The following is a 19,447-nucleotide window of genomic DNA, read 5'->3' as shown; positions in this document are numbered from 1 at the left end:
GAAGACCGACGCGGCGTTTATGCAAAAGTAAGCAGGTACCTTTTTTATTCGAGGGCTTTTAGGAGTTTGGTGTAGATGCCGTCGAAGCCGCCGTTGCTCATGATTAGGATGACGTCGCCTTTGTGGGCTTTGGATTTCAAGGCTGCGACGATGTCGTCAGCTGTATCGAAGTCCGCTGCGGTCACATGGGTTTTCTTGAGGTCATCGACCAGCTCATGCGTGGAGAAACGGTTTTCTTCGTCGATTTTGGTCTGATCAAAAGCTTTTGCCAGAAGAACTTCGTGAGAGCCCTTGAACGCCTCCACATAGTCTTTCTGGAAGACTTTACGGCGGGACGTCGCACTTCTTGGCTCAAACACCGAGAACACTTTGCGGCCCGGGTATTTCTTTTGAATGCCTTTCACTGTTTCACGCACCGCTGTTGGGTGGTGGGCGAAATCTTCAATCACCAAAATACCGTTGGGTTCACCCAGAATTTCCTGACGGCGCTTCACACCTTCGAAGGATTCCAATGCGATCTGAATGCGGTTTTCAGAGAAGCCCAGCATCTTGGACATCGCCACAACAGCTGTGGCATTCAGGACGTTGTATTCACCCGTGATCTGCATAGCATAAGGGCCCATGATCTCGCCACGGTGATGAACTTCAAAGCCCAGACCATTGGCGTTTTGGAACATGATCTTCGCACGGAAATCCGCCTCAGCGCCAAAGCCGTAAGTGAAGGAGTTTTTGCACTTGGTAAGCTTGCGAAGCTCCATCACATTGGCGTCTTCCGCGCAAGCCAGCAACGTTCCATTTTCAGGAAGAAGATCCATCAAACGAGCGAAGGATTTTTTCACGTCATCCAGGTCTTTATAGATATCCGCGTGATCAAACTCCACCGAAGTCAGGATCACGTGTTTTGGACGATAGTGAATGAACTTTGGAACTTTATCGAAGAAGGCCGTGTCGTATTCATCACCTTCGATGATGAAGTAATTGTCTTCCGGATTTTTGAAACTTTGAGAGAAGTTCTTCGGAATCCCCCCGATCAGGAAACCCGGTTTTACTCCGGCATTTTCTGCCACCCACGCCATCATGGAAGTTGTTGTGGTTTTCCCGTGTGTACCGGAGATCACAACGCTTTCACGATTTTCGATGATGAATTCACCCATCGCTTTTGGCAAAGAAGTATACGGGATGCCCAGCTTCATCAGCTCCTGAGCTTCCTCGTTGCTCGCAGAAATCACGTTCCCCACGATCACGAAGTCCGGCTTCGGATGCAGATTTTCGGCTTTGTAGCCTTTCATGATACTGATGCCCAGACTTTCCAGCTGGGTTGACATCGGAGGATACGGATTGGAATCACTGCCGGTGATTTTAAAGCCACGGTCTTTCAAAAGACCTGCCATGGAGGCCATCGCCGTCCCGCAAATACCCATCAAGTGAATGTGACTGCCTGGTTTGATATTCATCTTAAAGTCCACTTCTTCTGTAGTTTTCAACAATCCAATTATGAATTTCCGGACGCAATTTGCCAAAGGCTTTGTTATCAGATCCGTACAGGACCCGATTGGACAGAATGATCACACTCAAGTCCATCTTTGGATCATACCAAACGGAAGTTCCCGTAAAGCCTGTGTGCCCAATAGAATCCAAAGAGAAATAAGTCCCGCAGCTTGCAGAACCCGGCGTTGGCATCATGTAACCCATGGCCCAGTCCCCTTTGCCTTCCGGCAAAGCTCTTTTGGCAAACAGCTGAGCTGTTTTCTGGCGGATGGAATAGCGGGCAATCCCCATCAAGTGCGAACGCAGGTGCAACGAGAACCAGCCTGCATCATCAATACTGCCAAACAGACCCGCATGAGTGGAAACCCCACCCAGCGCCCACGCATTCAGATCATGCACTTCACCCTGGACCAGCTTGCGACGAACCGGGCATTCCTCGGTCGGCGCATACAAAGAAGCCTTGTGAGCGGCCTTGTTATCCGGATGGAACTCCAATGTTGTGCCCAGATAGAATTTGTTTTTGATATCAGTCCAAACATCATCCAAAGATTTGTCGTAAATCTTTTCAATGATAAAGCCCAAAACCAAAAAGCCCACATCGGAATAAACCGCCGTGTCTTGCTTTTCAATTTTCAGATTTTGCAGCATGCCTTGCAGCTGTTCACGGCGTTTATCACGCGGCAAAGAGGTGTTGATCTCCTGATACAACGGCAACCACCAAGCCAGACCTGAACTGTGGGTCAAAAGCTCGGTGATGCGGGTTTCTTTGTGCGCAAACCACGGCAGAAGGTCCGCCACTTTGGTTTCAAAGTTCCACTTGCCCGCCTCAAAAGCCTGAACCATGGCCTGAGTCGTGAAAATCACTTTCGTCAAACTTGCCAGATCATAATAGGCATAAGTGTTACCCACCGCCACATCACAGATGATACGGCCGCCCTGATAAGCACGCACCATCACACCCGGAGTGGTGTCACGAATGCGGTCTTCAAGTTGAGTGATCAGATTTTTTTCCAATACAGAAAATTTCATTATGGACGTCCTCCGGTATCGATTGTCAAAACGGTGCGGTTATTCGCCATCACCAGTTCACAGGGAGTATTAAAGGGCACAGGTCTTTGCACCGGAGCATGTCCGGCTTCAAGACCCTTAAAGAGCGGAATTTCCAAATCCGCAGCCCAGCGTTTAAAGACCAATTGAGTTTTATCTTCGGTGCCATTGGGCTCATTGCCCCCAATGAAATCACCCAGCACAATGCCGTGACATTTTTTCAGAATGCCGGCCTGACGGAACTGTTCAAACATACGATCAATGCGATAGCCGCGCTCACCGATGTCCTCGACAAACAACAAGCGGCGATCCGCATCGACCTGCCACGGTGTTCCCAGTGTGGACTGCAAAACCGTCAGATTGCCACCCACGATTTTGGATTTCAGGGTTTTCACCTGACGAGCAGCCTCATTCATAGGTTTCAGTTTTTTGAATTCAACCTGGCGGGTTTTTCCAAACAGAATGTCATGAATTTCTTTTTCATGTTTGGCAGAAACAAGATTTCGTCCCAGGCGGTCCAACAATGGTGCATGCAGACTGGACCAGCCCCACTCCTGATTTACAAAAGTGTGCAAAGACGAAATGTCGCTGATACCAATCAGAAGTTTCGGCTCTTTCGGTTTCTTCATTTTAGCCAGGAAAGGAATCAGACGATTGCTGCCATAGCCACCTCGCAAGCACCAGATCACCCGGGAATCCTTGGATTCAATGGCGGCCTTCATAAACTGCCAGCGCGCCTCGTCTTCGTGAGCGTGCAGGAAGTGCGGCTTGATGATGCCCTTGGGAATGCGTGGCTGCAGATTCCATTTTTCCAGAAACGCACGCGCCCCTTCCACCTCTTCAGGTTTGGAAGGATAGCCCGGGGCCACCACATCAATCACATCATTTTCTTTCAAAAACTTCCAATTCATTGTCTATACTCTCTTGATGATGTCTTTGATGGCTTTTTTGTGTTTTTTGCCGGTAAAGATCTCGTCGATCTCTTTGGGCTTCAAAAGCTTCTGGATCTGATCGTCCACCAAAAGTTTGTCTTTCAGATGTTCTCCGTAAGACAGAGAATGACAAAGACGCTGCACCAAAGCATACGCTTCCTCACGAATCATTCCTTTTTGAATCAGCGCCAGCAACACATGGGAGCTAAAAATCTGTCCTTGCGAACTTTCGATATTGTCCATCATGCGCTTCTTGTTCACATCCAGACCATCCAACAGAATGCTCATACGATTACAGGCATAGTCCGCCACGATGAAGGCATCCGGGAACACCACGCGCTCCACTGAGGAATGACTGATGTCGCGTTCGTGCCAAAGTGCCACGTTTTCAAATCCGGCAATGGCATAACCACGCAGCAAACGGGAAAGGCCGGTTATGTTTTCCGCACTGATTGGGTTTTTCTTGTGAGGCATCGCTGAAGAGCCCTTTTGGCCCTTGGTAAAGCCTTCAGTCACTTCGGCCACATCACTGCGCTGCAGATGACGAAGCTCTACGGCCAGGCGTTCAAGGCCTGTTCCGAACAAAGCCAGGGCTGAAAGCATCTCGGCATGACGGTCGCGCGGGATCACTTGAGTTGCGATGGTTTCAGTTTTCAATTTCAGCTTTTTAGCCACCAAAGACTCAATTTTTGGAGCTTGAGAAGAATAAGTCCCCACCGCACCGCTGAGTTTGCAAATCATCATATTATCAAGAGCGGCTTTCACACGTTTTTTATTGCGCTGGGCTTCAGCCAGGAAGCCCGCCATCTTGAATCCGAAAGTGGTCGGCTCGGCAAACATGCCGTGGGTGCGTCCGGCACACAGGGTTTCCGCATGCTTGGTCACCAGGGTTTTCAGGGATTTTTCCAGAGCGACGATGGATTTCATCAGAACGACTCCGGCTTCGCGCACCTGCAAGCTGAAGGCCGTATCCAGAACATCCGAAGACGTCATGCCGTAGTGGATGAATTTTCCCTGCGGGCCGACGTTTTCTGCCAGATTTGAAACAAAGGCGATCACGTCATGTTTGGTTTCGCGTTCGATTTCAGAGATTCTTTTTACGTTGAAGCGAGCTTTTTGAGCGATGATCTTGGCTGCGTTCTTGGGGATGATGCCAAGCTGGGATTGAACCTGCGCCACCGCAATTTCAACTTCCATCATTTTTCCGAACTTGTGGTCGGCGTCCCAAAGAAGGCCCATTTCCGGGCGGGTGTATCTCTCAATCACGGATTTTGTTCCTTTCGCTTCTTCTCTTTTTGCTCTTTCAGAAGTTTTTCTTTCCACCAGTTCACAATTTGCAACTGGATGCGCTCATGATTGTCAAAGTATGCGCCCCAACTGTAATGGGGCCACACTTCGGGCCCGTCCAGATGAAGATTGCCAAAACCCGCCCGTCCACGACGGGACGTCTGCTTTTCACCGAACACCGGGAAGCGGGAAGCCCCCAGCTGAGCATAGGTATAATAATATTCCTGCGGGAAGCTCAGGATCTGCGGTTCCGACAACGACATGCGCGCTGTCAGAAGTTTCTTCATGCGGTCACTGCGCACAGTCAGATATTCTTTATTGAATCGCTGCACGGTCGGAATTCGCATCCACACATCAAACTGGTCTGCCAAAGAGGTTCTTTGCAGGACCATCATGTTTTCATGAGTCCATGGCGAAGACAGATCATCCACCACCAGTGTGTGCAGTGGCAGGCGATCGCGCTCAAAGCATTGTTGCAGACCCACGCGGTAACGAACCCAGCACCATTCAGGCTCTAAAGCCCCTTCCGGGAAGAAGTATTTCCCCAGGCGTTCATTCAGGAAGTAAGTCTCTTCACTGGAGAGCATCCAGATGATCTGCTCCAGACGGAACAAGCCCTGCTTTTCACCGGACAGCTCAAGCCCGGTGATGGACTTGCCACCCCCAAAGGACACGTCCATGATCTGGTGCGGGCGCATGACTTCAACCCCTTTGCTGGCAAGCCAGGTCAGGGATTTTTCAAGACCATTGCGAGTCGCCTGACGAACCAGGAACGAAGATGACAATGGAACTGCCGCCCCCACAGAAGCGCCGCGCGCATTCGGGGCATAAGTGGTGCCCGCCCACTGATGTGCCAGATGCAAAATCCAGCTCTGATCAAAACTCAAAGCTTCAAGATGCTTGTAAAGATTTTTCGCAGCTTTATCCGCACTGCTACCGGCGATGATTTCTTTGACTGGTGCTGCCAATGAAGACTGATCCAGTTTGTACTTGCTGACCGGACCTTTAAATTCAAAAGGACCCTCCTTCAGCCACAACGTAAAACCGTTGGAAACTTCATCGTAAGGATCATCCGCATACAGACGCTCGAGCTGGGACTCAGAAACGCGTTCGTTGCGCAGAAATCCAAAAGGACCTTCAACATCTTCAGAGGGCCACACGCCCAGCTTTGAAGACACATCAACAAGAGTTGTTTTGATACCTTCTTTCGCCAAGGCCGCCGCCAGCCAATGACCGCGACCAAATGCTGAAATCAAGATAACGGGACTGCCCAGTTCCATCGCCGAGATAATCTCCTGTTTTTGAATTGAATTAGAATCCTAAAGGCTCTTAATGATTAGAAAATCACGAATTGATAAAGTCAAAGGTGCGCACTGCATCCAAAGGCTTTCCCAGGGCTTTTTCTTGTGATTTACCCCCGCCCCCTCTAGAATACGCTCATCAGGGGGAAACCATGCGTATTTTTACTCTTATCGCCCTAATTTTGTGCACTTCCTTTGCTTGGGCCAAGGACACACCATCGAGCTTCTTTGATCTTTCCGCGAACTCGCTTTCCGGCAAAAAGGTCAACTTCTCCACGTACCGGGGCAAGGTCGTTTTGGTGGTCAACACCGCCTCACAATGCGGGTTCACTCCCCAACTGAAAGAGCTGGAAGAAATGTACAAAAAATACGCAGACCGCGGTTTCGTGGTTCTGGGTTTTCCTTCCAACGATTTCAAACAGGAAAAAGGAACGAACGACGAAGTTCAGACTTTTGCCGCCAAGGAATTTGGCGTGACCTTCCCGTTGTTTGATAAAGCACCGGTCAGCGGTAAAGACATCCAGCCGGTTTATCAATTCCTGACGACACAAAAACCGGGTTTGATTTTTAAAGACGTGGCCTGGAACTTTGAAAAGTTCCTAATCAACCGCAAAGGTCAGGTGGTCGAACGCTGGAGTTCCATCACCAAACCATCCTCGGACTCCATCACAAAATCCGTGGAAAAAGCCCTGAACGAACCCCTCTAAAAAGGCCGGTGTCCCAAAGCGAGACAATCCGCAGATTTCTGGACTCCGTTTTGATACTTTGCTTTGAAGTTTTGCCCCTTTTGATTCGATAATATCAAGAGGGGGACCTTGTGAAAACCACAGCTCGATCACTTACATACAGCCTTCTGATTTTACTTGCTTTGGGGCTTAGCCTACCCTCAAAATCCCTGGCCCAGTCTGATCACAAATCCTATCTGATTTCCCAAGTTGACGCGGACGAAGCTTACGATCCATTCACTGATTATTCTGAATTTGAAGAAGAATCCGACGAAGAAGCTGACATCAATTTCTTCCGTAACGGCCGCTTCTTTACAATTGGTCTTGCCGGCGGTATGCGCGGCTTTACCGGCAACTTTGCTGATGCGTATTCCTCGGCTCCGACTTTTGGTATTTTCCTGACTTACTTCTTTGATCTGCGTCTGGCGATGAGCCTGGGCTTCCAGACGGGTGATCACGCGGTGAAATTCTCCGTAAATAACCAATCCAAAACTTACGAAGGAAACGTGTCCATCACCGCCGTGAACTTTGATTTGAAATACTACATGAACACCCAGAACGTGACCCGAGGCCTTGCGGATCTGAATCCGTACATCCTGGGCGGTTTGGGTCAGTTCTATCGCACTTACACGATTGCGGGCCTTGATGGCTTCAGCCGTGACTCAACAATGGGTTTTGATATCGGTGCGGGTCTGGAGATCCCTTTGATGCGCAAAAAAGCCTACCTGGGCTTGCAAGGGACTTATCACTATGTGAACTTCAGCGACGAGAACAAGTCCTACGTGGATGGAACTGAAAAGCTGGATAAGAATCTGACCGGTGACTTCTATAACTTCCTGGTGATCCTGGGGATGAACTTCTAATCATCCCCGTCTAACTGACAAAAACCCCAATAACTTGCAGCAAAAGGCCCACGATAATCACCACCGGGCCTGCCCACTTCAAAACAAACATCCAATGCGGATACATTGAATAGCTGACGAACTTGTCCTTGTCGACAAAGCCCAGCTCTTTTTCCTTGTCTGAAACCCCGCGATTGAAGGCGATCAAAATACCCAGCGCCACCAACGGCAGCAGCCAGTTGATCAGCAATGAATCCAGATTTTCGATCAACGAACGGCCACCCACGCGGATGTCTTTAAAGATCGAACTTGAAAGCGCCGGCAGAACCGTCAGCATCAAAGCAATCGCCCCGGAATACCAGGTCGCCTTGCCACGCTCCATTTCTTTCTTGGCATCCACCCAATTGGACACGACAACTTCCAGCAAACCAATGCTGGCATTCAGCGCTGCCATATAAAGACACGCAAAGAACGCCAGACCAAACAGCGTGCCCCCACGGATTCCCAACAGATACTTCGGCAAGACCTCAAACATCAACGCCGGATCCGTCAGCGGCACATTGGACGCCTGGAACGCCACCGGGAAAATCATCACCACGGCCACCAAGGAAATCACTGTATCCACGATCGTCACACGGAAACCCGCGGTCGGAACGTGGTCTTCTTCACGCATGTAAGAACCAAAGGTCACCATCGTGCCAAAGCCCACTGAAAGCGTGAAGAACACATGCCCCAGAGCGTGATTGATGGAATCCCAGCTCAGCTTTGAAAAGTCCGGATAAAACAGGAAGCGCAACACTTCCGGAGTTGAAGGCAGCGAGAAAGAACGCATGACCAGAATAATAACCAGCACCGCAAATAACGGCATGGTGTACCCGATCCAGCGCTCCAACCCCTGCTGCACCCCTTTGACGACCACAACCACCGTGATCAGGATGTGCGCACTGGCCAGCATCAACTGCAGCCAGCCGTTAGACATCAAAGCTGCCAGATTGGTTTTGTCAGTCAGTTGTTCGGGGCTGGAAAATAAAGACACCAGGAATTGGGTTAAGAAGTGCAAAACCCAGCCACTGATCACTGAGTAATAAGACAAGACGACAATACTGACCATCACGGCCAGTCGCCCGACCCAGCGGAAATTCACGCCGGTCTTGGCACTCATCTGCTGGGTAGCGACGATCACCGAACGGCGCGTGCCTTTACCCAGCATCAGCTCGGCAATCAACAGCGGAGCGCCGATGGCCAAAGCCAGCAGACCATAAAGCAAAATGAAGGCACCGCCCCCATTTTCGCCCACGACATAGGGAAAACGCCACAGATTCCCCAAACCACAGGCAGAGCCGATGGCCAGAAGATAGAATCCATAGCGTGTTTTCCATGAGCCGCGTTTACTAGCCATTATCCGATCCACCACGGCGTGATTTCATACAGAAGATACGAATCGGCATCCCGTGAAGGTCCCAGTTCGTTTTAATGTGCTTAATCAGGAAGCGGCGATAGGAGTTCGTCACACCATCCGGATGATTCGCAAACGCGATAAATGCCGGAGGCTGCTGATAGGTCTGAGTCAGATAATAGAACTTCACGTTCGTCGTACCCCAAACCGGAGCCGGAGCTTTACGGATGGTTTCGAAGAAGAAGTCATTCAGCTCTGCCGTTGGAACACGGAAGGTCATCTGATGAGCGACTTTTTCAATCATCTCAAACAGGTCTTCCAGACCGTAACCGGTTTTGGCGCTGGTGAAGACAATGTGCACGTCAGTGAAGAAGTGGAACACACGCTCCACCTGTTCACGGAAAGTCTTGCGGTATTCAGGAACTTCCTTCCCACCCAAGTCTGATTTATTCGCCACGACGATCACACCTTTGTGATCCTCCAGAATCGCCTGCATGATGCGCGCATCCTGGTCTGTCGGGCCGACAGTTCCATCCACCATCAACAGCACGATGTCCGCGCGACGAATGGCTTCCTGGGATTTGAAGGCGGAAATGATCTCCAGATCCTCTTCACGCTTTGCCGAACGACGCAGACCCGCGGTATCAACCAGGGTGTATTTTTTGTCGTTATAAACGAAGGGGGAATCGACAGAATCAATTGTGGTGCCCGCGATATCAGAAACGATCATGCGGTTGTAGCCCAGGATCGCATTACAGATAGAGCTTTTTCCCACGTTCGGTTTACCGACGATGGCGATATTCATGCCCTCTTTCACAGTCCCTGGATTTTCAGGGATCTGTTTTACCACCCACTCAAGGATTTCAGCCAGACCACGACGCTGCTCGAAAGAAGCGGCAACCACGTCCACACCGAATTCATAGAAGTCAGCTTTGGCCATGTCCTGATCCTGGTCACTGTCGACCTTGTTGATCACCAGAAGGAACGGTTTGCCGGTTTGTTTGGCGACGCGAATGATGTCACGGTCTTCAGGCACCAGGCCCACACGACCATCCATCACCGCCACGATCAAATCCACAGAGTGCAGGAACTCAGTCACCTGTTCTTTGATCAGCTTGGAGAAAATGTCGCCAGCTTCGGTGATACCGCCCGTGTCGATCAGGTCAAATTGTTTGCCCCAGATATCGACAGGTTCGATCATGATATCACGAGTAACCCCCGCCTGGTTTTTCACCACGGCTTTGCGGGTTTCAGTGATGATATTAAACAGTGTTGATTTACCGACATTCGGGCGACCGATGATCGCCACTTTCGGCGAGAAATCAGTCTTTAGAGTCGACGACATATCCAAGCTCCTTCATCATGCGTTTATTGGAGAACCACTCGGGCTTGGATGCCACGTTCAGGTCCAGGAAGATTTTCTCTCCCATCAGTTTTTCAATTTCCTTGCGGGCTTCCATACCGATCTGTTTGATCACGCTGGCGCCTTTTCCGATCACGATCGCCTTGTGGCTGTCTTTGGACACCACGATCTCTGCATAGATCTTTGGAACCGGCTTCGCGTCCTCTTCAAACTTCACGATACGAACCGCGATAGAATACGGGATTTCGTGGTGAAGGGCCTCAAAGCACTGCTCACGGACGATTTCCGCGGCCATTTCACGCACGTTTTCATTTGTAAACAACTCAGTGTCATACAAAGGCGCCGGAGATTCTGGCAGCAATTCCATGAACTCAATCAGAAGTGCTTCACGCTCTTCCTGGTCGTTTTTGGAATCTTTCACGGACACAGAGAAGGCTTTGCCGCCCTTGTCCTCGACCATCTTGCGAAGAATCATCACACGGTGGGCTTTTTCCTCGATATCCGTTTTGGTGATCACGGCGATCCATGGTTTGCCGCTTTTGGAAACCAGGTCGATGACCTTTTCTGCGTTTTCCGGTTTTTCCTCATCCACGGCAATGATCGCCAGCAAAGCATCAGAGCTGTTGATAACATCATGGGCTTCCTGTGCCAGGAAACCATTCAAACCTTCATCAGCTTTGATCAAACCCGGTGCATCAACAAAGATCACCTGACCTTTTTCTGTGCTCCAGATGCCCAGAATGCGGCGGCGGGTTGTCTGAGGTTTTGAAGAGACGATAGAGACCTTTTCGTCCACAAGGAAGTTCATCAATGTGCTCTTCCCCGCGTTCGGCTGTCCGATCAGACCTAAAAATCCAGCTTTGTAACTCATCTTAATTCGTCTCCTTGTACTTCATCTCAAGGGCATTCTTTGCCGCCATTTGTTCGGCGTTTTTCTTACTGCGGCCCCGCCCTTGAGCCCAGACATCTTCTTTTACTTTTACACAAACCAGGAACTCACGATCATGCGGAGGTCCTTCTTCCGCCAGCACTTCATAGCGTGGCGTTTCTTTCGAGGACTTCTGCACCAGTTCCTGCAGACGGGTTTTATAATCCCGCTCGAAGTCCTCATGCCCGCAGACCCGGTCCGCCAAAGGAACAAACTCCTGGCGAATAAAGCTGCGAGCCACTTCAAACCCACCATCCAGGTACAACGCCCCGACAATGGCTTCAAACGAAGAGGCTATCAGGCGCGGCTTCTGCGCGCCCCCGGTCAGGGCTTCACCCTTTCCCAGTTGCATGAGTTTATTTAAACCCATTTCCAATGCCAGTTCGGACAGAACCTCTTCATTAACAATACTGGCTCGTTTCTTTGACAAACCACCTTCGGTGTCGGTCGGGAATTTTTCATACAAAAACTCTCCCACCACCAGATCCAAAACAGCGTCACCCAAAAATTCCAGCTTTTCATTGTGCTCAACGGTGTTTCTCAGCTCGTTGGCAAAACTCTTGTGGGTCAACGCTCTTTCCAGCAGTGCCGGGTTTTTAAATTGATGTCCTACACGCTCTTCCAGACTCTTTCGCCCCTGATCGATCATGAGAGCACCTCGCCGATCAGATGACCTTCCATGTGTTGTTTGTTGGAATGATCATAGCCTGTGACTTTCACATCAACTTCCTGCCCTGCCCAGTGATCCAGGAAGCTTTCCGCACCTGCGATATCCACTGGCCAGTAATCATGACTGAGACCCTGTCCGCCTTTGGCGGCATTTTTCAGGACCAGTACACGCTTGGTGCTGCCGATCTGATTCTGGGCTTGCTCCGTGTAACGGGCGATGCTCAGTTCGCGCAGACGGGCCGCTCTTTCCGCGCGCACATGCGGATACACAGAAACATCCATGGCCGCCGCACGAGTGCCCTGACGTTCGCTGTACGGGAATACGTGCAGCTTGGTCCACGGCAGATCCTTCAGGCAGTTATAAGTGTCCTGGAATTGCTCTTCGGTTTCAGTTGGGAAACCCGTGATCACGTCCATCCCAACAAAGCTGCCTGGAACACGGTCCGCAATCGCGCGCAGAGATTTTTGCACGTCTTCTTGCGTGTATTTGCGCTTCATATGGAAAAGCACATCCGTGTTGGCACTTTGAATGCTCATGTGGAAATGCGGACACAGACGTGAGTCCTGATAAAGATCCAGCAGGCGCTCAGACACTTCCACCGGCTCAAGGCTTGAAAGACGGAAACGTGGCATTTTGGTTTTTGCCAGAAGATTTTCCAGCAGATCTTCCATCACGTATTTGCGGTCCCCGATCTGGTCTTCGTAATCCCCAATATGCACACCGGTCAGCACCACTTCGCGTGAGCCTTCCGCATACAGATCATTGATACGATTCACCAGATCCGCCACCGGGATAGAACGGCTTTTCCCACGAGCATACGGGATAATGCAATAGGTGCAGAAGCTGTTACAGCCATCCTGAATTTTCAGGAAGGTGCGGGTGTGTTGTTTTTCAATACCACCGCCGGCTTCCAGATCTTCTTTTTTGAAGATGTTGGATTTAAAGACTTTTTCAGTCAGTTCACCACGGAAATGCTTGTTCAAAAGATCCGGCAGACTGCTTTTGTGGGAATTGGCCACAATAAGATCAGCCCCTGGAAGACTCGAGAATGACCCGGTATCAACTTGCGCCGCACAGCCTGTCACCACGATCGTGCAGAAAGGATCTTTCACTTTCAAACGACGGATGTAGCGAACGGCCTCTTTCGTGGCTTCCGCAGTCACGGCACAGGTATTCAGCACGTGAATGCGCGCGTCTTTCTGGCCGGACACCACCGGCATGAAGCCACTGGCGTTCAGGTTTTTCTGGATCAGGCCGGCGTCATAAGTGTTCACCTTACAGCCGAAAGTGTGGACCTGATACTTCATAGAGTGATCCATCCGCCCCCCACGAGCTGTCTGTCACGATAGAACACGGCAGCCTGACCCGGAGTCACCGCACGCTGAGGCTCTGTGAATTTCAATTTGAAGCCGCTGGCCGTTTTAATAACCTGAGCCGGAGCCCCTTTGTGCTGATAGCGAATCTTCACATTCATGATTTCGCCGTCCTGGATTTCATCCAGCAGCTTTGGATCCACCACATCGACTTCGTTGGCGAAAAGATGTTTTTCTTCGCCCACCCAGACCGTGTTGTCAGAGGCATCTATTTTAATCACGAACAGCTTTTCGTGGTAATCCATGCCCAGGCCTTTGGATTGACCATAGGTGTAGTTGTGAATGCCTTCATGAGAAGCCATCACCTGACCTTCCGGGAAGCGCTTGATCAGACCTTTTTTGCTGGCCAGAATTTCGGACTTCACGTGGTCTTTGATAAAGTTCTGATACCCTTGATTACCGACAAAGCAGATTCCTTGAGAATCTTTCTTGCGCGCAGTCACCAGTCCACGGCTTTCAGAATACTCACGCACCTGCGGCTTTTTCATGTCGCCCACCGGGAACAAAAGTTTCGGCACCAGCTCTGGATCAATCGTGAACAGGAAGTAAGTCTGATCTTTCCAGTCATCCGTGGATGTGTGGATAGAGGCTTTGCCTTTGTCGTCATAAACGATTTTGGCATAGTGGCCAGTGGCGATATAGTCGCACTCTAGCTCACGCATTTTTTTAACCAAGTGATCAAATTTCAAATAGGTGTTGCAGTTCACACATGGAAGCGGTGTTTGCCCTTCCAGGTAGGCTTTCAAGAAAGGATCAATAACCGCGGCACGGAATTTTGCTTCGCAGTTGATCACATAAAACGGAATACCCAGACGGTCGGCCACGGCACGAGCGTCATCCACGTCGATACTGGAACAGCATGTGCCGTTTCCTTCCTCGATATCGCAGGTGGAATAATCCCAGACCTGCATCGTGGCTCCAATAACTTCATAACCCTGTTCGACCAAGAGCGCAGCCGCGGCGGAACTGTCCACGCCTCCGCTCATAGCAACAAGGACTCTCCCTTTAGACATGACAAGTCTCTCCTTTGTCGTCGTTCAAGGATCGCAAGCGATCCACTACTGTTTTCAATGTATCTACAAACGAATCCACCTGCTCCAGAGTGCTGTCCCAGCCAAGACTGACACGCAGGCTGTTCTGCGCTTCATCGCGGGTCAGACCCATGGCCAGAAGCACCGGGCTTGGCTCGGGATTCCCGGAAGAACAAGCAGCCCCGGTGGAAACCGCATAGCCCTTGATATCCAAAGACATCAACATGGTTTCCCCGTCAGCCCCCTTCAGTACCAATGAACTTGTGTTCGGCAAACGCGGAGTTTCCCCGGCAGTCACCGTCACTTCGGAAATTTCAGAAAGAATGCGCGCTTCCATGTGATCGCGAAGAACAGCCAAGGCTTTGGCTTTTTCCGCAATCATCGGCGCACGTTTGGCCACCACACCCAGAGCACCAATGCCCAGTGTGTTTTCAGTGCCACCACGACGATGTCTTTCCTGCGCTCCACCGTGAATCAAAGGTGTGACGTTGTTACCCTTCTTCGCATACAAAACCCCAGTTCCTTTGACGGAATAGAATTTATGACCAGAGAAAGAAGCGAAGTCGACATTCAGTTCTTTCAGGTTCACCGGCACTTTACCGAAGGCCTGAACTGCATCCGTGTGGAAGAGCGCGCCTTTTTTATGTGCCATCTCGGCCATCTCTTTGATCGGGAACAATGTGCCGGTTTCGTTATTGGCAAACATCACGGACACCAGGGCGGTCTCTTCGCTCAGATGTTCTTCATAGAATTTCAGATCGATCTGCCCCTGACGATTCACCGGAATGAAATCCACGCGTGCGCCCAGATCTTTCAGGTGCTGCATGGTTTTCATGATGCTTGGGTGCTCCACTTCAGAACTCATGAAGTGAGTGCGTTTGCGCTGTTCCGGAGTCAGGAACTGTGCTGTCTGGTAGTATTCCAGCAGACCTTTCAAAACGGTGTTGTTGGCTTCACTGCCACCGGAAGTGAAAATGATTTCCAGCGGACTTGCATTCACCATTTCTGCCACAGCCTTGCGCGCGTCACGCAGAATATTCTTCGGCTGCCGACCACCCCAATGGATGGAACTTGGGTTCCCCCAAGCTTGCGCGAACTCGGGCAGAGATTCCAAAACCTCTTTGCACGCCGGAGTCGTGGCGTTGTGATCGAAATAATGAAGGACCTTGGTCTGTATCATAAGCTGCCGGAACCTATCACAGTTCTTAAGTATTGAGAACCTCTAAGATAATTTGCCCTTTTAGGGTGTCCACTGCGTTAACAGATCGGGAAATTTCTACACCCCGATTCTGCCTGTTTTCCGGGCCGACCGAGGATTTTTCGGGGCTTAACTGGACTAGACCTCAGTTTTCACTCAGGTTTTTAACAGGAATTCCGATAAACACAGGGATGAGTCATCATTTATGGTTTGAACATTTTAAAGAGCAACTTCAAGGACTTACCGAAGCCTTTGAACAAAGCGCTACGCCTCTGAGCCTCTTGGCTTACGCAATCAAGGAGCAACGCCTGAGCTCTGAAGACTATCTTCGTTGGGCAATGACTCACCATAAACTGCCTTTGCTTCAGTCACGATTTTTTACAGAAACTCCCGTGTCCCAGGAAATGTTCGCGAAGTGGGCGACCCATTATCCGTGGTCTGCGGAGTGTCTGCCTGTGGCGGAGTGGGATGGATCCCTCATCGTAGCATGTCTTCAGCCGCCGCAGGATTTTCCTTCCATGCCTTCCAGTATTCTGGTTCTGGCGACCTATGAAAATCTGGAAGCCACCTGGAACCTGCTGCACCCGGAAAGACACCAAGCCCCTGCGGCAACCCCGGTGGCCGAAGAAGCCCCAGAGGGTATCGATCTTTCCGTTGTTACCACGACCAAACAAGCTTCCGACAGCTTCTCTTTCGAGGATCTGGGCGTAAAAACCGACTCCAAAGCAGCTCCGGAATTCCAGCCTCTAAGTGAGGATGAGCTTCAATTGGGCGAAACTGGTGGCGAAAAACTCGATGGCCTGTTTGACGGTCCGACCGTGATTCGTCTTGAGGCTTTGAGTCCATCCGCGGAAGCACCTGCGCAAGTTGCTCCGGTTCTTGAGCCGGTGGCCGTTTCCTCTGAAACTCCCGAGACTGAGCTTAAAACTGTGATCTCTCCTCTGTCTCCGCTGACTCCGCTAACGCCGGCGCCTGCTGCGACAGTACCGACGGAATCAGCGCCAGTCGTTGCGGCGACCGCCGTGGAAAGCTCTGCGCCAAAACGCGCAACGCCTCCACCGCCTCCGCCTAAAGCTGAAATGCCACCGCCATTTGAGGACAGCTTCAGCAACAAACCCATTGCAATCACTCCACGTCCGGCGGGTGTGGCCAAGCCAACCATCAATCCGGTGGCCAGTGGTCATTTTGCTTTGGAAAAAATCAAAAAGAAAAATGCCGCTTTGCTGAATGAAAAAATCAAAACGATCTTAAGCCAGATGAAAGTGCACTTTGAAAAGTCCATGATCCTGACTTTGGACGAACAGGAAACGCAGATGACCGCCTTTGCCTGGGATGAAAATTTCCAGGGCATGAAGGACACTTCCATGCGCTTCCCACTGCAAACTCCAAGTATTTTCAATATCGTGGCGACAACTCAAAAACCGTATCACGGCTATATCTCCCTGAATGCGATCAACGAGAAGTTCTTTGATGGCTGGAATCAGGGTCGCATCCCCGATCACGTGACTGTCACTCCCATCATTATCAATGAGAAACTGGTGGGCATGCTGATGGGCTTTGCAGAAAAAGCGGCTTACAACAAGGTCTCTTTGACTCTGGCTGAAAAGCTTTCCGGTGAATTCACAAAAGGTCTGCAGGCGGCATAATCATGACCATTTTCCTGCAGATCCTCCTGAGTTTCTTTCTGACTGAGGCTTCTGCAAATTCCTGCTCCCAGCACAACCCGATGGCCGCCGATGTTCCACTGTGTCCTGCTGGCGGCAGCAAACTGCTTTCTGAAAATTTTCCGATAATGGCCGCCACCGTGTCTGACGATATGGGTGGCCCCCGCTACGTCAAAGAATACGTCACCAAAGTTTTAAAAGCCCAATCTCAAAAGCCACCGCAATTCTTTCTGGCCGTGACTGATGAAACCTGGGATGAAGTCGTGCGGGAGATCAAAAAACAGGCTCCGAATCAGGCCACCGCCCAGCAATGGATTTCCGGCCTGAGCCGCGTGAAAACCAACAGTCGCTGGAACTGGCAGCAGGATTACTTTGAAAGCTTCTTTGATGCCAAGACCGGAAAGCCCGTCTTGCGCGAAGTCCAAGGCTATGGCCGCCACGGCAACGCCTTTGCTGACTTGATAAAACAATCCAGCAAGGATTGCTCTTTTCAGGAGGGGCAAAAGCTGACCAACAACCCGTACAAATCCGGGCACAGTGGCGGCAATATCGAAGCCGTCAATGGACTTTGCCTGATTGGATCTGATCACTTCGAGGGTGACGAATGGGACAGATACGCCAAAGTCACTTGCGAAAACCCCGCCATGGCCGTACTGACTCCGTCTGATTTTTTAAGTGTCGGGCACACTGATGAGTTCTTCAAAACCCTGAAAGATCCAACACAAAAAGCCCCTTGCGATTTCAGTCTGGCCTTTGCCAGCCCCAAAAAGGGACTGGACCTGCTTAAGAAAAACCCGCAAGGCCGAGCCTTTGATTTTTCGCACCTGACTCCGGATGAAGCCCTGGCGCGAATGAGTCAGACCCCGTACACCTATATTTGTCAGGAATTTTCTTACAGCAAAGCCCTGAAAAACAATGGTGGCAATCCGGAAAAATCCCGCGAAAAACGTTCCCGCGGAGTCAGTCAGTTCTTGTTTGAAATCATTCTGCCACCCGTTTCTGCTGGTGCCACGGTTCAACCACTAAAAGATGCTGAATCCCGTCGTATGCAGGAATATCTGGAAAGAATTTCTGAAGGTGGCATAGACGATCCTGCCCTGGAGCGCAGCCGCCGTGAAGAAAAATACGCTCGCCTAAACCGTCGCCGTGCGCTGATGCGCCAATCCGGGATGATCAAGAGTTCTTCCAGCATCCAGGATGCCATGGACTGCTATAATATGACCAACAAGGACCTGGCCGACCTGATCGAAGAGGATTTTGAATTTAAAGAATTCAATGCTTCCATTGAAGAAGCGACTCAGAAATTCAAAAAAGAACTGCTGGCAAAGGTTAAAAAATCCTATCCGCAATGCAGCCCCAAAACCGTGGAGCTTCCCGATCTTTTCATTGGGGAGATGGACTATGACAGCAATACGCCGAAATATGTGAATGGATCCGCGGACTCTATTTTCCCCAACCCCACCAATGGGGATATTGTGGAAGACACCTTCATTTTGCCGGAACCTGTAAACCCGGCATTTAAAGCGGAGATCGATTCGTCGATCAAAGGTCTCGGTCTTAAAACTGACTATATCGACACGCATTTTGCCCATTCCATGAATGGAAATCTGCACTGTTCCAGCCACACCATGCGCTATTGCCGCCCTCAAGGAGGCACCAAATGATCCGCTCCATTCTGATGGCCACGTTCGTTTTCGGATTCATTTTTACCGCTGAAGCTCAGAGCAAAAAACTGATGTATTCCTGTCAGCTGCAGGACGAGTGGCTGCAAGCTAAAAACCTTTCTGCAGGAATTAATATCGAGGACCTGGACCACGCCACAATCACCATCAAGTCTGAATCTGAAACCGTGGTGTGCCCGATGGCCGTTGAAACGGTTCAGGATGCCTCTCGCAGTCGCATCGCAAGGATCATCTTCAGCATGACACCGGCAGGATGCTCGCCTCAGGAAAAGCTTTTTCATCGCAACCTGCGCCGTCGCGTAGAACTGTTTGTTGATGCTCATCCAGATGCCAAAGGATCAGCCCAACTGTCCTGGCGTCACCGCGGGGCTCGTTCAGAGTGCAAAGAAACCGTCAACAACCTGAAGAGCCACGGAATTGGAAATAAGTTCCATCCTCCAGCGGCAGCCTCTAAAAACGGCTCAGGAACAAGATAAGCCCGTCTCACAAAATAGGCCGGGAAATTAATACGTTATCCCCC

Annotated in this window: 17 protein-coding genes; 5 read left to right on the top strand and 12 right to left on the bottom strand. The window is 50.5% G+C overall.

All coding sequences use genetic code 11. The features are described from left to right. Positions 1 to 44: 44 nt before the first annotated feature. The 5 genes from mpl to BD_RS08865 are packed head-to-tail and all read right to left on the bottom strand — an operon-like array spanning position 45 to position 6,034. On the bottom strand, positions 45 to 1,487 hold the full coding sequence (gene mpl, locus BD_RS08885) for a UDP-N-acetylmuramate:L-alanyl-gamma-D-glutamyl-meso-diaminopimelate ligase (RefSeq protein WP_231839337.1): 1,443 nt from the start codon (positions 1,485 to 1,487) through the stop codon (positions 45 to 47). Continuing rightward, on the bottom strand, positions 1,456 to 2,517 hold the full coding sequence (locus BD_RS08880) for a serine hydrolase domain-containing protein (RefSeq protein WP_011164403.1): 1,062 nt from the start codon (positions 2,515 to 2,517) through the stop codon (positions 1,456 to 1,458). Before BD_RS08880 ends, mpl begins: the two co-directional genes overlap by 32 nt. Continuing rightward, entirely contained in the window at positions 2,517 to 3,446 is a 930-nt protein-coding gene (locus BD_RS08875; RefSeq protein ID WP_011164402.1) for a S66 peptidase family protein, read from the bottom strand. Before BD_RS08875 ends, BD_RS08880 begins: the two co-directional genes overlap by 1 nt. Positions 3,447 to 3,449: 3 nt before the next feature. Further along, positions 3,450 to 4,733, bottom strand: a complete 1,284-nt coding sequence (gene purB, locus BD_RS08870) for an adenylosuccinate lyase (protein WP_041583531.1) — start codon at positions 4,731 to 4,733, stop codon at positions 3,450 to 3,452. After that, complete coding sequence (locus tag BD_RS08865; RefSeq protein WP_011164400.1) at positions 4,730 to 6,034, bottom strand: hypothetical protein; 1,305 nt, start codon at positions 6,032 to 6,034, stop codon at positions 4,730 to 4,732. The genes purB and BD_RS08865 overlap by 4 nt, the downstream gene beginning before the upstream one ends. A 173-nt stretch (positions 6,035 to 6,207) precedes the next feature. Here BD_RS08865 and BD_RS08860 point away from each other — a divergent pair, with 173 nt between their 5' ends. Both BD_RS08860 and BD_RS08855 read left to right on the top strand, forming a co-directional pair. Next, positions 6,208 to 6,762 (top strand): glutathione peroxidase, encoded by a 555-nt coding sequence (locus BD_RS08860; RefSeq protein ID WP_144313824.1) that lies wholly within the window; start codon positions 6,208 to 6,210, stop codon positions 6,760 to 6,762. Between the two features lie 110 nt (positions 6,763 to 6,872). Continuing rightward, on the top strand, positions 6,873 to 7,643 hold the full coding sequence (locus tag BD_RS08855; protein WP_011164398.1) for an outer membrane beta-barrel protein: 771 nt from the start codon (positions 6,873 to 6,875) through the stop codon (positions 7,641 to 7,643). Between the two features lie 10 nt (positions 7,644 to 7,653). On the opposite strand, the gene BD_RS08850 is transcribed toward BD_RS08855, so the two are convergent. The 7 genes from BD_RS08850 to BD_RS08820 are packed head-to-tail and all read right to left on the bottom strand — an operon-like array spanning position 7,654 to position 15,563. Continuing rightward, positions 7,654 to 9,021 (bottom strand): sodium-dependent transporter, encoded by a 1,368-nt coding sequence (locus BD_RS08850; RefSeq protein WP_011164397.1) that lies wholly within the window; start codon positions 9,019 to 9,021, stop codon positions 7,654 to 7,656. After that, positions 9,014 to 10,363, bottom strand: a complete 1,350-nt coding sequence (gene der, locus BD_RS08845) for a ribosome biogenesis GTPase Der (protein WP_011164396.1) — start codon at positions 10,361 to 10,363, stop codon at positions 9,014 to 9,016. Before der ends, BD_RS08850 begins: the two co-directional genes overlap by 8 nt. After that, on the bottom strand, positions 10,341 to 11,252 hold the full coding sequence (gene era / locus BD_RS08840; RefSeq protein ID WP_011164395.1) for a GTPase Era: 912 nt from the start codon (positions 11,250 to 11,252) through the stop codon (positions 10,341 to 10,343). The genes der and era overlap by 23 nt, the downstream gene beginning before the upstream one ends. 1 nt (position 11,253) lies before the next feature. Continuing rightward, positions 11,254 to 11,958 (bottom strand): ribonuclease III, encoded by a 705-nt coding sequence (gene rnc, locus BD_RS08835; protein ID WP_011164394.1) that lies wholly within the window; start codon positions 11,956 to 11,958, stop codon positions 11,254 to 11,256. Continuing rightward, the gene (gene mtaB, locus BD_RS08830; protein ID WP_050792912.1) at positions 11,955 to 13,298 is read right to left on the bottom strand and encodes a tRNA (N(6)-L-threonylcarbamoyladenosine(37)-C(2))-methylthiotransferase MtaB; all 1,344 of its coding nucleotides are present in this window, start codon (positions 13,296 to 13,298) and stop codon (positions 11,955 to 11,957) included. Before mtaB ends, rnc begins: the two co-directional genes overlap by 4 nt. Continuing rightward, complete coding sequence (mnmA, locus tag BD_RS08825) at positions 13,283 to 14,365, bottom strand: tRNA 2-thiouridine(34) synthase MnmA (protein WP_144313823.1); 1,083 nt, start codon at positions 14,363 to 14,365, stop codon at positions 13,283 to 13,285. Before mnmA ends, mtaB begins: the two co-directional genes overlap by 16 nt. Further along, entirely contained in the window at positions 14,358 to 15,563 is a 1,206-nt protein-coding gene (locus tag BD_RS08820; RefSeq protein WP_011164391.1) for a cysteine desulfurase family protein, read from the bottom strand. Before BD_RS08820 ends, mnmA begins: the two co-directional genes overlap by 8 nt. Before the next feature lie 209 nt (positions 15,564 to 15,772). On the opposite strand from BD_RS08820, the gene BD_RS08815 reads away from it, so the two are divergent. The 3 genes from BD_RS08815 to BD_RS08805 are packed head-to-tail and all read left to right on the top strand — an operon-like array spanning position 15,773 to position 19,403. Further along, a complete protein-coding gene (locus BD_RS08815; protein ID WP_157865680.1) occupies positions 15,773 to 17,227 on the top strand; it encodes a hypothetical protein in 1,455 nt (484 codons plus the stop codon). 2 nt (positions 17,228 to 17,229) lie between these two features. Further along, a complete protein-coding gene (locus tag BD_RS08810) occupies positions 17,230 to 18,909 on the top strand; it encodes a protein-arginine deiminase family protein (protein ID WP_011164389.1) in 1,680 nt (559 codons plus the stop codon). Further along, positions 18,906 to 19,403, top strand: coding sequence for a hypothetical protein (locus tag BD_RS08805; RefSeq protein ID WP_011164388.1), 498 nt, complete (start codon positions 18,906 to 18,908; stop codon positions 19,401 to 19,403). Before BD_RS08810 ends, BD_RS08805 begins: the two co-directional genes overlap by 4 nt. Positions 19,404 to 19,447: the final 44 nt, after the last annotated feature.

Origin of the sequence: Bdellovibrio bacteriovorus HD100 (assembly GCF_000196175.1) — a bacterium.
Taxonomy (GTDB): domain Bacteria; phylum Bdellovibrionota; class Bdellovibrionia; order Bdellovibrionales; family Bdellovibrionaceae; genus Bdellovibrio; species Bdellovibrio bacteriovorus.
Note: the sequence above shows the minus strand (reverse complement) of the source record. Positions and strands in the feature narration are given on the sequence as shown.

What these genes read in the sequence shown, in the direction of transcription:
- rnc (WP_011164394.1), bottom strand. Translation starts at nt 11,958, where the DNA reads ATGATCGATCAGGGGCGAAAGAGTCTGGAAGAGCGTGTAGGACATCAA.
- BD_RS08850 (WP_011164397.1), bottom strand. Translation starts at nt 9,021, where the DNA reads ATGGCTAGTAAACGCGGCTCATGGAAAACACGCTATGGATTCTATCTT.
- era (WP_011164395.1), bottom strand. Translation starts at nt 11,252, where the DNA reads ATGAGTTACAAAGCTGGATTTTTAGGTCTGATCGGACAGCCGAACGCG.
- BD_RS08810 (WP_011164389.1), top strand. Translation starts at nt 17,230, where the DNA reads ATGACCATTTTCCTGCAGATCCTCCTGAGTTTCTTTCTGACTGAGGCT.
- BD_RS08815 (WP_157865680.1), top strand. Translation starts at nt 15,773, where the DNA reads ATGAGTCATCATTTATGGTTTGAACATTTTAAAGAGCAACTTCAAGGA.
- mtaB (WP_050792912.1), bottom strand. Translation starts at nt 13,298, where the DNA reads ATGGATCACTCTATGAAGTATCAGGTCCACACTTTCGGCTGTAAGGTG.
- BD_RS08865 (WP_011164400.1), bottom strand. Translation starts at nt 6,034, where the DNA reads ATGGAACTGGGCAGTCCCGTTATCTTGATTTCAGCATTTGGTCGCGGT.
- mnmA (WP_144313823.1), bottom strand. Translation starts at nt 14,365, where the DNA reads ATGTCTAAAGGGAGAGTCCTTGTTGCTATGAGCGGAGGCGTGGACAGT.
- BD_RS08875 (WP_011164402.1), bottom strand. Translation starts at nt 3,446, where the DNA reads ATGAATTGGAAGTTTTTGAAAGAAAATGATGTGATTGATGTGGTGGCC.
- BD_RS08820 (WP_011164391.1), bottom strand. Translation starts at nt 15,563, where the DNA reads ATGATACAGACCAAGGTCCTTCATTATTTCGATCACAACGCCACGACT.
- BD_RS08880 (WP_011164403.1), bottom strand. Translation starts at nt 2,517, where the DNA reads ATGAAATTTTCTGTATTGGAAAAAAATCTGATCACTCAACTTGAAGAC.
- der (WP_011164396.1), bottom strand. Translation starts at nt 10,363, where the DNA reads ATGTCGTCGACTCTAAAGACTGATTTCTCGCCGAAAGTGGCGATCATC.
- BD_RS08860 (WP_144313824.1), top strand. Translation starts at nt 6,208, where the DNA reads ATGCGTATTTTTACTCTTATCGCCCTAATTTTGTGCACTTCCTTTGCT.
- BD_RS08805 (WP_011164388.1), top strand. Translation starts at nt 18,906, where the DNA reads ATGATCCGCTCCATTCTGATGGCCACGTTCGTTTTCGGATTCATTTTT.